We start from the raw sequence: 12,827 nt of genomic DNA, 5'->3' as shown, positions 1-12,827 counted from the left end.
CCTGGTCGACCGGGGCGACCTCCCGGCCGCGGCGCAGGAGGGCACGGGCCCGGGCGGCCGTGCGGCGTCAGTGTGGGCCTTCGGGCGGGCGGTGCAGCAGGCGGCGGCGAGCGCCGGGGCCTGGTACGGGAAGGGGGGCCGGCCAGGTCGTACCAGAGGCGGCCGAGCTGCTCGCGCGACCCGTCGGCGGAGCCGCCGGGCGGGACGGGCAGGAGGAAGCAAGCAGAACAGGTCGAGGCGTTCGGTGAGCGGGGGGAAGTCGGATGGACGAGGACGAGTGCGGCGCGCTGGTCGAGCTCTGCCCAGAGAAGCTCGAAGCGGGCGTCGCCGGGGTAGACGCCGAGGTGGTTGGAGAGGGCTGCGGTATCGCTCTGTCACTTAAGGGTGGATCTACGGCGGAACGCATGTTGCTGGCAGACATATCCGATAACCAGTGTTCCGCCCTACGCTGACGCGGCCCGCGCCGGAACGCGGCGCGGGAGCTCACCACCCCCATGGAGCACTTTTGAGACGCCTCCGTACCGCCTCGACCGTCACCGCTGCCGCCGCGGCCTGCGCGCTCGCCTTCTCCGGCAGCGCCCAGGCCGTGACGTTCACGCCGAGTTCCGCCGACTTCGCCAACTGCCCGACGCTCCCGTCCGGCGCGACGAAGGCGCTGTGGGAATGCGTGTCGATCGTCCTGACGAACGGCTCGTTCAAGCTCGGCAGCAAGCTCAACATCGGCATCGGCGGCCCGATCCGCCTCAACGCCGCCGTCGGCATCCACAACGGGAAGATCGTGACCGCGACCGGCGGCAACGTCAGCGGCTCGCCCACCCCCGGCGGCGTCGACATCCCCGGGATCGGCACCTTCGCCGTCCAGATCGAGCAGGCCGGCGCGGTCGTCGTCGACGGCATCGTCCCCAAGACGATCCCGATCAAGATCCACGTCACCGGGCCCCTGCTCGGCGACTCCTGCTACCTCGGCAGCGACGCGGGCCCCATCAACCTGACCCCGACCATCGCGAACCTGAAGCTCCAGCAGTCCAACGGCACGCCCTACGTGTCCGCCACCATCGCCGAGACGACCTTCAACGTCCCGGCCTCCACCGGCTGCGGCCTCGGCGGCATCCTCAGCTCCATCCTCAACCTCGGACTGGGCCTGCCCAGCCCGTCGGGCAACAACGCCGTCTCCATCGACGTCGCCCTCCAGGCCAAGAACTACGCCTTCGGCAACATCACCAAGACCCTCGCCGCAGAGGCCCTGACCTCCTGATCCGAGCTCCCCGCCACCACCCAGGTGGCGGGGGCCGGGCCTCGGGACGTGCGTGCTGTACTGGGTGCGTGTTCGACGAAGCGCGGGGCTGGGTGTTGCGGCTCGATGCCGACGGGGCCGGGCTCGAGCCGGCCTGCGGGGCCGCCACGGTGAAGGCGCTGGCCGGGATCGTCGGGCCGGGGCCGGTGCGGTGGGCGGTGCGGGTGGCCGCGGGGATGACCGAGGAGATCATCGAGAAGGTGCCGGAGCACGGCGGCGGGGAGGGGCCTCGGCGGACGCTGGGGCGGGCCGTCGAGGCGACGGTGCTGGCGAGCCTGGTCGGGCTGCTGAGCGGCAGGCGGGTGTCGCCGCTCGAGGTCGCGCCGCAGGCGCTGGAGGAGAACGCGGCGCTCGTGCGGCGGGGCATCGCGCTGGACCGGGTGCTGCGCGGGGTGCGGATCGGGCACGCGCGGCTGCACCGGGAGCTGATGGCGGCGATCGAGCGGGAGCCCGAGCCGGTGCGGTCGGCCGAGAGCCACCGGGTGTCCGAGGCGCTGTTCGAGTACGCCGACGTGCAGGCCAGCCGGCTCGCCGAGGAGTACATCGCCGAGCGCGAACGCTGGCAGGCGGGCACCGGAGCGGCCCGCCGCGCCGCCGTGGAGGATCTGCTGGCGGGGCGGCGCGTCACCGCCGACCGGGCGGCCCGGGACCTCGGCTGCTCCCTCGACCGGCATCATCTCGCCCTCATCGTCTGGACCGACGAAGCCGACGCGAGGCCCGCCGACCTCGCACGGTACGCGAGCACGTTCGCCCGCGACGCCGGAGCCGAGCAGTCCCTCACCGTTCCGGACGGGCCGCCGACGCTGTGGTCGTGGGCGGGCTGGCCGGCACGGCCCGCCCCCGAACTCGTCGCCCGCGCGCTGCGGGAGCCGCCGCCCGGCATCCGGGTGGCGGCCGGACCCGTGGCCGCCGGACCGGAAGGGTTCCGGCGCAGCCATCTGGGCGCGCGCGGCGCCGAGCGGATCGCCCGGAGCCGGGGCGCCAGGGTGTGCGCCTACCCGGAGGTGAGCGTCGAGGTGCTGGCGACCGCGGACGCGCAGGAAGCGCGCTGGTATGTCGCGGAGGTCCTGGGCGGGCTCGCCGAGACAGGGCCGCGCACCGCCGAGCTGCGCGAGACGCTGCGCGTCTACCTGGAGCTGGGGCGCAGTCCCGCGCTCGCCGCGGAGCGGCTGAGCGTCAGCCGCAACACCGTGACGTACCGGGTGCGGCGGGCCGAGGAACTGCTCGGGCGGCCTGTCGGGGCCGGGCACGAGGTCTGGCTGGCGCTGCGCGCGGCCACTGCCCTGCCCGAGTCTCCGGCCTAAAGGGACAGGGCTTCTTTGGGCTCGCAGCCCAAGCACTCCTGAGGGGGATGGCCGTTCAATCGGGTCATCGTCTTCGAGGAGGATTCAATGCGCGTCGCCAATCTCGCTGGAAGGGCCGTGCTGCTGGGCGCGGACGGGGCCGTGGACGTCCACAAGGCGTCCGGTGGAGCGGTCGGGCCCGATCCGCAGGGGCTGTTCGAGCGGTGGGAGGAGGTCCGGCCCGTGCTCGCCGCCCTGGAGGGGGAGGCCGCCGCCTACGACGAGGCGGACCTTCTCCCGCCGGTGCCGCGGCCCGGCCAGGTGTTCGCCATCGGGGTCAACTACCGCGACCACGCCGAGGAGGCGGAGCTGGAGGCCGCGTCCTCCTGGCCGGTGACGTTCACCAAGTTCCCGTCGTGCCTGACGGGGCCCGTGGCCCGGGTGGACCTGCCCGAGGGGTGGGTGGACTGGGAGGCCGAACTCGTCGTGGTCATCGGCCGGGGCGGGCACCGGATCGATGAGGGCGCCGCCTGGGAGCATGTCGCGGGCCTCACCGTGGGACAGGACCTGTCGGAGCGGATCGGGCAGTGGTCGGGGCCCGCGCCGCAGCAGTTCTCGCTGGGCAAGTCGCATCCCGGGTTCGGGCCGACGGGGCCTGCCGTGGTCACCCTCGACGAGATCCCCGAGCCGGGCGACCTGCGGATCGGCTGCACGCTCAACGCGGAGACGATGCAGGACGGGCGGACCGGCGACATGATCCTGTCCGTGCCGGAGCTCATCGCGAAGCTCTCGGCCGTCACGCTCCTGCGCGCCGGCGACCTGATCTTCACCGGCACCCCCGCCGGCATCGGCGCGACCCGCACCCCGCCGCGCCTCCTCGCGCCCGGCGACGAACTCGTGACCACGATCGAGCACCTCGGCGCGCTGCGCACGACGTTCGCCTGACGGGCAGAAACGAGCGAGACCATGCATTCCGACCCGCACAAGAACCTGCACAGCGAGCAGGGCGCGCTGCGCGGCGAGCATCCCGGACGGGCCGCCGCTCCCGTGATCAAGGTCCGCGACCTGGCCTGGCTGGACCTGGTGAAGCCCGACCTGGACCGGGCCGAGGCCTTCGCCCGCGACTTCGGGTTCACCACCGCCGCGCGCACCCCGGACGAGCTGCGGCTGCGCGGCACGCTGGCCGGCACCGACTGCCTGGTGGTCCGGCGCGGCCCCGGCTCCCGGTTCGCCGGACCTGTCTTCCAGGCCTCCGCCGACGCCGACCTCGACCGGCTCGCCCGCGCCACCGGAAGCGGCGTCGAGGACTTGGAGCACGGCGGCCGGGCCGTCACCGCGTTCACCCCCTCGGGCATAAGGGTCCGGGTCGTCTACGGCGCGCCCGAACACGCCGCCCTTCCGACGCAGAGCCCGCTGACCGTCAACAGCGGCGGCGCGTTCCCCCGCGTCAACGCCACCCAGCGTCCCGAGCGCGCGCCCGCCTTGGTGGAGCGGCTCGGGCACGTCGTCCTCTCCAGCACCGTCTTCCTGCGCGACCTCGACTGGTTCCTGGAGCATCTCGGCCTCATCGTCAGCGACTTCCTCCACCTCGGCGCGCAGCGCGAGCGCGGACCCGTCATGGCCTTCATCCGGTGCGACCGGGGCGACGAGCCCGCCGACCACCACACCCTCGCCCTCCTGCTGTCCCCCTCGGCCGGGTACGTCCACTCCGCCTACCAGGTCGCCGACCTCGACGCCCTGGCCGCCGGAGGCGAGTACCTGAAGGAGCGCGGGCACCGGCGCTCGTGGGGCGTCGGCAGGCACATCCAGGGCAGCCAGATCTTCGACTACTGGCGCGACCCCGACCGGCTGCTCGTGGAGCACTTCACCGACGGCGACCGCTTCGACAGCTCCCTGGAACCCGGCTGGGACGCCATGTCGGCGGCCGGCCTCCGGCAGTGGGGACCGCCCGCCACGTCCGACTTCCTCGGCACCGGCCCCGCGATGCTGCGCGACGCCGTCAAGGCGCTGCGCGCCGACAACGAACTCGACCTGCCGAGGCTGCTCGCCCTCGGCAAGGCCATGAACTCCTGACGCCCCTTCCCCCTGAGGAGGACCCCGATGGTTCCCACCCCGCACACCCAGGGAGACCGCCCGCTCGTCCTGCTCCCCGAGGACGTCCCGGTCATCGAGGCGGTCCCGCTCTCCGAGCGCGGTCTGCCCGCCACCACCTACGACCTGCTGAGCCGGACGGCGCTGGCCCATCCCGAACGGCCCGCGCTGCACCTGCTCGGGGAGGGCGCGCCCTGGCGCGAGGCCCCCGTCTGGACCTACGGCGAGCTGCTGGAGCGCGTGCACCGGGCGGCGAACGCCTGCACCGTGCTCGGCCTCGCCGACGGCGGCGTCGTCGCGCTGATGCTGCCCAACCTCGGCGCGACCTACGCCGCGTTGCTCGGCGCGCAGGCCGCCGGGATCGCCGCCCCGGTGAACCCGATGCTGGCCGAGGACCACCTGGTGGAGATCCTCACCCTGACCGGGCCCGACGTGCTGCTCGCCCCCGCGCCCGGCCTGTCCCCCGAGCTGTGGGCCAAGGCCCGGCGGATCGCCGCCCGGCTGCCCGGCCTGCGCGCGCTGGCGGCCGTCGGCGGGCCGCCCGCCTCCGGGGACCCTGCCGACTCCGGCGGGGCCGCCTTCGCCGCCGTCGACTTCGACGCGACCGCCGCAGCCCAGCCGTCCGACCGGATCCTGACCGGCCACCGCCCCGGGCCGCAGGACCTCGCCGCCTACTTCCACACCGGCGGCACGACCGGCGTCCCCAAGGTGGCCCCGCACACGCACGCCATGGAGGTCTACATGGCGTGGGCGCTGGGCTGCTCCGGCGTCTTCCTCGACGGGTCCGTCGCGCTCTCCGGCCTGCCGCTGTTCCACGTCAACGCCGTCCACGTCACCGGGCTCGGCCCCTTCATGCACGGGACGGCCGTGGTGAGCCTCGGCCCGCTCGGCTACCGTGACAAGGCGCTCATGGCCGACTTCTGGCGCGTCATCGAGCACTACCGGGTGACGAGCTTCTCCGGTGTGCCCACGGTGTACTCCTCGCTGCCGCTGGTCCCCGAGGGCGTCGACCTGTCCAGCCTGCGCGCCGGGGCCGTCGGTGCGGCGCCGCTGCCCCGCGCGACGCGCACCGCCTTCGAAGCCGCCGCGAAGGTCCCCATGCTGGAGGGCTACGGGCTCACCGAGGCGACGTGCGCGACCGCGGCCACCCCCGCGTTCGCGCCCCGGCCCGGCTCGGTCGGGCTGCGGCTGCCCTACCAGCACGTCAAGGCGGTCACCGTGGACGCCGCCGAGCTCCCGACCGGCGACTGCCCGCCCGGGGCCGCGGGGGTGCTGGCGATCCGCGGGCCGAGCGTCTTCCCCGGCTACCTCCGGCCCGGACCCGACGGCCCCGCCCCCGACCCCGCCGGGAAGGTGCACGACGGGTGGCTGCTCACCGGCGACCTCGGCAGGGTCGACGAGGACGGCTACCTCTATCTCACCGGGCGGGCCAAGGACCTCATCATCCGCGGCGGCCACAACATCGACCCCCGGCCCGTCGAGGAGTCCCTGCTGGCGCACCCGGACGTGCGGGAGGCCGCCGTCGTGGGCGCGCCCGACGCGCACGCGGGCGAGGTGCCCGTCGCCTACCTGGTGCTCGCCGAAGGAGCCCGTGCGGACGAGGCGGAACTGCTGGCCTGGGCGCGGGAGCACGCCCCCGAGCCCGCCGCCGCGCCCCGGTCGGTGCACGTGGTCGAGAGCCTTCCGGTGACGGCCGTCGGCAAGATCTTCAAGCCCGCGCTGGTGGAGGACGCCGTCCGCCGGGTCGTCGCCGCGCTGCTCGGCCCGGCGGACGGCGTCCGGGTCGAGACCCGCGACGGGCTGCCGCACGCCGTCGTCCGGACCGACGGGGACGCCGCCGCCCTCACCGCCGAACTCGACCGTTACCCGTTCAGCCACGAGATCGCCGGGGAGCGGGCATGACCGAACGCGTCCCCGTCCTCATCGTCGGCGCGGGCCCCACCGGGACCGCCTGCGCGATCCTCCTCGCCCGGTACGGGGTGCCGAGCCTCGTCGTGGAACGCCATCGGGAGGTCTACCCGCTGCCCCGGGCCGTGCACTTGGACGACGAGGTGCTGCGCGTCCTCCAGGCGGTCGGCGTCGCCGAGGAGTTCACCGGGATCAGCAGGCCCGCCCCCGGCATGCGGCTGCTGGACGCGCGGCTGCGGCCCATGGCGGAGTTCCGCCGCGACGGGCGGGCCGGCGAGCACGGCTGGCCCGAGTCGAACCTGTTCGACCAGCCCGACCTCGAAGCGCTGCTGCGCGCGGAGCTGGCCCGGCACCCGGCGGCGCGGCTGCTCGCCGGCGCGGAGGTCGAGAAGATCGACCCGGGCGACGCCGCGCGGCCCGCCTCGTCCGTCCTCCGTGAGCCCGATGGGACGATCCGGACCGTCGAGGCCGAGGCCGTTCTCGGCTGCGACGGCGCGGGCAGCCTCGTCCGCGAGGTCATCGGCGCGCGGATGCGGGACCTGCGGTTCACCGAGCGGTGGCTCGTCATCGACGTGCGGTGCGCGCACCGGCTCGGCGACTTCGACGGCGTCGACCAGATCTGCGACCCGCGCCGCGCCGCCACGTTCATGCGGGTCGGCCCCGACCGGTACCGCTGGGAGTTCCGGATGCGGGACGGCGAGACCGCCGCGGACCTCACCGCACCCGAGGTGCTCGCGGGCCTCCTCGCCCCCTGGACCGGCAGCCTCCCCTTCACCGACCTCACGGTGATCCGCAGCGCCGGCTACACGTTCAAGGCCCGCGTCGCCGACCGGTGGCGGTCCGGGCGGCTGTTCCTGCTCGGCGACGCCGCCCACCTCACCCCGCCGTTCATCGGGCAGGGCATGTGCGCCGGGCTGCGCGACGCGGCGAACCTCAGCTGGAAGCTCGCCGCCGTCGGCGCGGACCCCGTGGCGGGCGACCGGCTTCTGGACACCTACCAGAGCGAGCGCGCCCCGCACGTCACGACCGTCATCAAGGCCGCGGTCTCGATCGGGCGCGCCATGACGGGCGGGCAGGACAAGACCGCGTTCGTGCGCCGGGCCGTGCTCGGCGTGCTCACCCGGATCGCCGCGGTCCGGCACGCGATGACGAAGAACGTCTCGCCGCGGCTGCTGCCCGGCCCCCTCGTCACGGGCGGCAGGCTGGCCGGGACGTTCCTGCCGCAGCCGCCGTTCACCGTCGACGGGACGGCCCGGCGGCTGGACGACCTGATCGGGCCCGGCTTCGCCGTCGTCACCCGGCTTCCGGTGACCGCGTCCCTGGCCGGGCTCGCCGCGGAACTGGACGCGGCACTCGTGCACGCCGGGCCCGGCGGCACCGAGATCCTGCGGCCCGACGGCTCCCGCACGACCGGGCACGAGGACGTCCTGGCCGGCTGGCTGGCCGAGGGCCGGGCCACCGCCGCCGTGGTCCGTCCCGACCGCACCGTCCTCACCGCCTTCGCCGACCCCGCCCCGCCGCCCGCCGCCGACTGGCGGCGGCTGCTCGCGCCCGAACTCGGGCCTGAACAGGAGACCACCACGTGAGAGGCAAGAGCATCCGGATCGCCCTCGGGGTGGTCCCCACCCTGGCCGTGGCCGCGTGCGCGGGCGTCTACTTCGGCAGGGACGCCCTCACCCCCTACCCCGACGGCTTCTTCGCCCGCCGCGAGTTCACCGCAGGCATGGGCGACCACTACGACGGCGACCTCACCCTCGGCGAAGACGGCCTCCTGATCACCGTCTGACTCCTCCCCGGCCTGCGCCATCCGGCCGGGCGGCGTCCGGTCTACGGCGTCGCCGGGGCGGGGGCTCCCGCGGCCTTCGACGGGGCCGCGGGTCGCGGGTCGGGGCGGTCGAGGGCCTTGCCGAGGAGGGCGAGGGCCAGTCCCGCGAGGGCCAGGACGGCGCCGACCAGGGCCGGGGAGGACCAGCCCCAGCCCGCGGAGATGGCGAGGCCGCCGAGCCAGGCGCCGCCGGCGTTGGCGAGGTTGAACGCCGAGTGGTTGGAGGCCGCGGCCATCGTCGGCGCGTTCTTCGCCTTCGTCATCAGCAGCATCTGCAGCGGGGTCGTGATGAAGGAGCCCAGCGCGCCGATCACGGCGACGGTCACCAGGGCCGCCGCGGTGTTGTGGATAGTGAAGTGGAAGACGGCGAGCGCCACCGAGAGCAGCAGGAAGCCGGAGAAGAGGGTCGGGCGCAGCGCCCGGTCGGTGGCCGGGCCCGCCAGGAGCGTGCCGACCGTCATGCCGACGCCGTACAGCGCGAGGACGACCGTGGTCGACCCCTCGGACATGCCGGTCACGTTCGTGAGCATCGGCACGAGGTAGCTGTAGACGGCGAAGAACCCGCCGAATCCGACGACCGCGGTGAGCAGGCCGATCGCGATCTGCAGATTGCCCATGGCGCGCAGTTCGTGCTTGATCCCCGACTGCGCCCCGCGCGGCTGGTACGGGATCAGCAGGGCCAGCGCCGCGGCGGCCACGAGCCCGATCGCGGTCACCGCGAGGAAGGTCGACCGCCAGCCGAGGTGCTGCCCGAGGGCGGTCCCCGCAGGTACCCCGATGATGTTGGCCACGGTGAGCCCGAGGAACATCGTCGAGACGGCCCGCGCCGCGCGTTCGGGGGCGACGAGCCGCGCGGCGACGACCGCGCCGACCCCGAAGATCGCACCGTGCGGCAGTCCCGCCAGCACCCGCGCGGCGAACAGCGTGCCGAACGTGGGCGCGAACGCCGAAGCCGCGTTGCCGATCACGAACAGCCCGCAGAGCAGCAGCAGCAGCCGCTTGTGCGGCACCCGCGCCCCGATCCCCGTCAGCAGCGGCGCCCCGACGACGACGCCGAGCGCGTACGCCGAGACGATGTTGCCCGCCTGCGGCACCGACACCCCGACCCCGTCCGCGATCTGGGGCAGCAGCCCCATCGTGACGAACTCGGTAGTGCCGATGCTGAACGCGGCGGCGGCCAGGGCGAGCAGAGCCAGGGGCATGGGGATTTTGGAACCTTCCACGGGGAGTCCTCCATGCTAAGGCCCCCCGCAGGCTCCGCCGGGCGCAGGGCGCCCGGCGGAGCCGCCCCCGGAGCGAACCGGCCTCCTCGAACGGTTCGCGGCGGCGTCCCCTGGCCGGACCGAACGCGTTCTCGCGTCCGCGCGGCCTTCGGTCAGATGACGCCGAGGGCGAGCATCGCGTCGGCGACCTTGCGGAAGCCGTCGATGTTGGCGCTGGCGACGTAGTTGCCCGGCATGCCGTACTGGTCGGCGGTGTGGAGGCAGCGGGCGTGGATGTCGCGCATGATCTCCTGGAGGCGGTGCTCGGAGTACTCGAACGTCCAGGAGTCGCGGCTGGCGTTCTGCTGCATCTCCAGCGCGCTGGTCGCGACGCCGCCCGCGTTGGCCGCCTTGCCCGGGGCGAAGGCGACGCCGGCGTCCTGGAAGACCTTGATGCCCTCGGGCATGGTCGGCATGTTGGCGCCCTCGCCCACCGCGACGCACCCGTTCTGGACCAGGAAGGCGGCGTCGGCGCCGGTGATCTCGTTCTGCGTGGCCGACGGCATCGCCACCTCGCACGGCACCTCCCAGACGCTGCGGCCCGCGACGAAGACCGCCTGGCCGCCGCGCCGCGCCGCGTACACGTCGAGGCGGGCCCGCTCCACCTGCTTGACCTGCTTGAGCAGATCCAGGTCGATGCCCTTGTCGTCGAGCACGTAGCCGGAGGAGTCGGAGCAGGCCACGACGAGACCGCCGAGCTGCTGGACCTTCTCGATCGTGTAGATGGCCACGTTGCCGGAGCCGGAGACCACGACCCGCTTGCCGTCGAACGACGTGCCGCGGGCCTTCAGCATCTCGTCGACGAAGAAGGCGCAGCCGTAGCCGGTGGCCTCGGTGCGCACCTGCGCGCCGCCGTACACGAGGCCCTTGCCGGTGATCACGCCGGATTCGTAGCGGTTCGTAATGCGCTTGTACTGGCCGAACAGGTAGCCGATCTCCCGGCCGCCGACGCCGATGTCGCCGGCGGGAACGTCGGTGTACTCGCCGATGTGGCGGTAGAGCTCCGTCATGAAGCTCTGGCAGAAGTTCATCACCTCGCGGTCGGAGCGGCCCTTGGGATCGAAGTCCGATCCGCCCTTGCCGCCGCCGATGGGCAGGCCCGTCAGGCTGTTCTTGAAGATCTGCTCGAAACCGAGGAACTTGACGATGCCCAGGTAGACCGACGGGTGGAAGCGCAGCCCGCCCTTGTACGGCCCGAGGGCGCTGTTGAACTCCACGCGGAAGCCGCGGTTGATCTGCACCTCGCCCTGGTCGTCGACCCACGGGACCCGGAAGATGATCTGCCGCTCGGGCTCGCAGATCCGCTCGATGATCTTTGACTGCGCGTACTCGGGATGCTTGCCGAGAGCCGGGCCGATGCTGTCGAGGACCTCGCGGACCGCCTGATGGAACTCGATCTCCCCAGGATTGCGACGCAAGACGCTTTCATAGATCGACTCCAGTTTCTCGTGCAAATCGACTCCCCTAACTCGTGTCATGGCCTTTCACTTTACGGGCCCGGCGCCTCGGCGCCCGGTCACCTCCCCGTGGTCACTGCAGGTCAGCACCCCCTCCCGCCGCTCGCCCCCGTGGCCGTGCCACGGGGGCGTCACGCACAGGCGGGCGGTTCGGATGTCAGCGGAAGGCCGCGGCGTTGCGCCGGGCCCAGTCGGCGAAGGAGCCCGGGGCCCGGCCGAGGATCTTCTCGACGTCGGCGCTCGGCGTCCGCTCGCGCTCGGTCGGAGTGCCGATGATGTCGAGCGTGGTGTCGGCCACCGGGGCGGGCATGAACGCGAGCATCTGGGCGCGCGCCTCCTCCCGGCTCTGGTCGACGAAGGCGACCGGCGCGCCGATGGCCTCGCCGATGGCGGCGGCGCGCCCGCGCGCGGTGGTCGGTTCGGGACCGGTCAGCTCGTAGCGCGCCTCCGCGTGACCCGGCCGGGTGAGCGCCGCGGCGGCCACCGCCGCGATGTCGTCGGGGTCGATCACGGGGAGGCCGACGTCGCCGAAGGGCGCGGCGACGGTGCGGGCCGTCCTGATGGACTCAGCCCAGGCGTAGGCGTTGGAGGCGAAGCCGCCGGGACGCAGGATGGTCCAGTCGGGCCCGGCGCCGGTGACGGCCTCCTCGAAGGCGGCGAAGGCCCTGCCGTGCGACGCCGAGTCCGGGCGGGTGACCACGCCCTGCGAGGAGAGCAGCACGATCCTGCCGTAGCCGGCGAACGGGGCGACGACCTCGGCGGGATCCCCCGTCATCATCAGGTCGCCGCCGATGAGCAGGAAGACGGCGTCCGCCGAGGCGGGCAGGTCGGCGGACGGCCGGGCCAGGTCCGCGGCGACCGCGCGGGCCCCGGACGGCACGTCGGCGTCGGTGATGCGGCGGGCTGCCGCGGTCACGTCATGCCCCTGCTCGGCCAGCGTCCGGACCAGGGTGCGGCCGACGTTCCCGGTGGCACCGGTGACAACGATCATGAAAGCCTCGTTCCCGTTCTAAGTTAGTTGACTGACTTAAAAAGAGCGTAGCACGGCTCGCCGGATATAGTGAGCCAGGTGACTGACTTGAAGGAGTCCGCGCGGTCGCGCGCCGCCGGAGCCAAGCGGCGAAGGCTGGCGCAGGCCGCCGCCGAGGTGGTGCACCGCCAGGGCGCCGAGCGCACCACCATCGCCGACATAGCGCGCGAGGCCGACGTGCCCGTGGGCAACGTCTACTACTACTTCAAGACCAAGGACGACCTCGTCGCCGCGGCCCTGTCGGAGCACGCGCGGCAGCTCGGGACGCTCACCGACCGCCTGGACCAGATCCCCGACCCCCGCGCGCGCCTCAAGGCACTGGTCGAGGCCTGGGTCGGCCAACGCGAGCTCGCCGCCCGCTACGGCTGCCCGACCGGCACCCTCGCCGCCGAACTCGACAAGCGCGACGAGGGCGGCCTGGACGCCGAGGCGGGCCGGGTCATCAGGCTGCTGCTCACCTGGGTGGCGGGCCGGTTCCAGGAGATGGGCCTCCCGGACCCCGACGGCCTCGCCCTCACCCTGGTGAGCTCCTACCAGGGGATGTCGCTGCTCGCCAACGCGCTGCGGGACCCGGGCGTCATGGAACGCGAGGGCGCCCGCCTGATCGCCTGGCTCGACTCGCTCTGATCTTGGCGGGGCCCGTCCTCGCGCCCGGACAGGGCCCCGCGCAAGCCTGC

The 12,827-nt window shown here is 73.7% G+C and carries 12 protein-coding genes; 9 read left to right on the top strand and 3 right to left on the bottom strand.

Annotated features, from left to right (window positions below):
• The first annotated feature begins 263 nt into the window (after positions 1 to 263).
• From ACYVOM_RS13875 to ACYVOM_RS13840, 8 genes are all read left to right on the top strand, one after another.
• A complete protein-coding gene (locus ACYVOM_RS13875) occupies positions 264 to 452 on the top strand; it encodes a hypothetical protein (protein WP_460303736.1) in 189 nt (62 codons plus the stop codon).
• A gap of 53 nt (positions 453 to 505) precedes the next feature.
• The gene (locus tag ACYVOM_RS13870; RefSeq protein ID WP_460303735.1) at positions 506 to 1,255 is read left to right on the top strand and encodes a hypothetical protein; all 750 of its coding nucleotides are present in this window, start codon (positions 506 to 508) and stop codon (positions 1,253 to 1,255) included.
• A gap of 68 nt (positions 1,256 to 1,323) precedes the next feature.
• Positions 1,324 to 2,598 carry a PucR family transcriptional regulator gene (locus ACYVOM_RS13865; RefSeq protein ID WP_460303734.1) on the top strand — a complete coding sequence of 425 codons (1,275 nt, stop codon included), beginning with the start codon at positions 1,324 to 1,326 and terminating at the stop codon, positions 2,596 to 2,598.
• An 87-nt stretch (positions 2,599 to 2,685) separates the two neighbouring features.
• Complete coding sequence (locus tag ACYVOM_RS13860) at positions 2,686 to 3,522, top strand: fumarylacetoacetate hydrolase family protein (RefSeq protein WP_460303733.1); 837 nt, start codon at positions 2,686 to 2,688, stop codon at positions 3,520 to 3,522.
• Positions 3,523 to 3,543: 21 nt separating this feature from the next.
• Positions 3,544 to 4,650, top strand: a complete 1,107-nt coding sequence (locus tag ACYVOM_RS13855) for a VOC family protein (RefSeq protein ID WP_460303732.1) — start codon at positions 3,544 to 3,546, stop codon at positions 4,648 to 4,650.
• 27 nt (positions 4,651 to 4,677) lie between these two features.
• On the top strand, positions 4,678 to 6,570 hold the full coding sequence (locus ACYVOM_RS13850) for an acyl-CoA synthetase (protein WP_460303731.1): 1,893 nt from the start codon (positions 4,678 to 4,680) through the stop codon (positions 6,568 to 6,570).
• Complete coding sequence (mhpA, locus tag ACYVOM_RS13845; protein WP_460303730.1) at positions 6,567 to 8,162, top strand: bifunctional 3-(3-hydroxy-phenyl)propionate/3-hydroxycinnamic acid hydroxylase MhpA; 1,596 nt, start codon at positions 6,567 to 6,569, stop codon at positions 8,160 to 8,162. The genes ACYVOM_RS13850 and mhpA overlap by 4 nt, the downstream gene beginning before the upstream one ends.
• Positions 8,159 to 8,362, top strand: coding sequence for a hypothetical protein (locus tag ACYVOM_RS13840; protein WP_460303729.1), 204 nt, complete (start codon positions 8,159 to 8,161; stop codon positions 8,360 to 8,362). The genes mhpA and ACYVOM_RS13840 overlap by 4 nt, the downstream gene beginning before the upstream one ends.
• Positions 8,363 to 8,403: 41 nt before the next feature.
• Here ACYVOM_RS13840 and ACYVOM_RS13835 read toward each other — a convergent pair whose 3' ends face one another.
• The 3 genes from ACYVOM_RS13835 to ACYVOM_RS13825 all read right to left on the bottom strand — a co-directional run bounded on the left by ACYVOM_RS13835 (position 8,404) and on the right by ACYVOM_RS13825 (position 12,111).
• On the bottom strand, positions 8,404 to 9,603 hold the full coding sequence (locus tag ACYVOM_RS13835) for an MFS transporter (protein WP_460303728.1): 1,200 nt from the start codon (positions 9,601 to 9,603) through the stop codon (positions 8,404 to 8,406).
• 173 nt (positions 9,604 to 9,776) lie between these two features.
• Positions 9,777 to 11,141 (bottom strand): NADP-specific glutamate dehydrogenase, encoded by a 1,365-nt coding sequence (gene gdhA, locus ACYVOM_RS13830; protein WP_460303727.1) that lies wholly within the window; start codon positions 11,139 to 11,141, stop codon positions 9,777 to 9,779.
• Positions 11,142 to 11,277: 136 nt separating this feature from the next.
• Positions 11,278 to 12,111: an SDR family oxidoreductase gene (locus ACYVOM_RS13825; protein WP_460303726.1), complete on the bottom strand. Its 834-nt coding sequence runs from the start codon at positions 12,109 to 12,111 to the stop codon at positions 11,278 to 11,280.
• 78 nt (positions 12,112 to 12,189) lie between these two features.
• On the opposite strand from ACYVOM_RS13825, the gene ACYVOM_RS13820 reads away from it, so the two are divergent.
• Positions 12,190 to 12,777, top strand: a complete 588-nt coding sequence (locus ACYVOM_RS13820) for a TetR/AcrR family transcriptional regulator (protein ID WP_460303725.1) — start codon at positions 12,190 to 12,192, stop codon at positions 12,775 to 12,777.
• Positions 12,778 to 12,827: the final 50 nt, after the last annotated feature.

This window comes from Actinocorallia aurea (genome assembly GCF_054783995.1).
This window is presented reverse-complemented; position numbering and strand designations above follow the sequence as displayed.

Coding starts and splice junctions, on each gene's coding strand:
- ACYVOM_RS13875 (WP_460303736.1), top strand. CDS start 264: ATGGACGAGGACGAGTGCGGCGCGCTGGTCGAGCTCTGCCCAGAGAAG.
- ACYVOM_RS13860 (WP_460303733.1), top strand. CDS start 2,686: ATGCGCGTCGCCAATCTCGCTGGAAGGGCCGTGCTGCTGGGCGCGGAC.
- ACYVOM_RS13855 (WP_460303732.1), top strand. CDS start 3,544: ATGCATTCCGACCCGCACAAGAACCTGCACAGCGAGCAGGGCGCGCTG.
- ACYVOM_RS13850 (WP_460303731.1), top strand. CDS start 4,678: ATGGTTCCCACCCCGCACACCCAGGGAGACCGCCCGCTCGTCCTGCTC.
- mhpA (WP_460303730.1), top strand. CDS start 6,567: ATGACCGAACGCGTCCCCGTCCTCATCGTCGGCGCGGGCCCCACCGGG.
- ACYVOM_RS13835 (WP_460303728.1), bottom strand. CDS start 9,603: ATGCCCCTGGCTCTGCTCGCCCTGGCCGCCGCCGCGTTCAGCATCGGC.
- gdhA (WP_460303727.1), bottom strand. CDS start 11,141: ATGACACGAGTTAGGGGAGTCGATTTGCACGAGAAACTGGAGTCGATC.
- ACYVOM_RS13825 (WP_460303726.1), bottom strand. CDS start 12,111: ATGATCGTTGTCACCGGTGCCACCGGGAACGTCGGCCGCACCCTGGTC.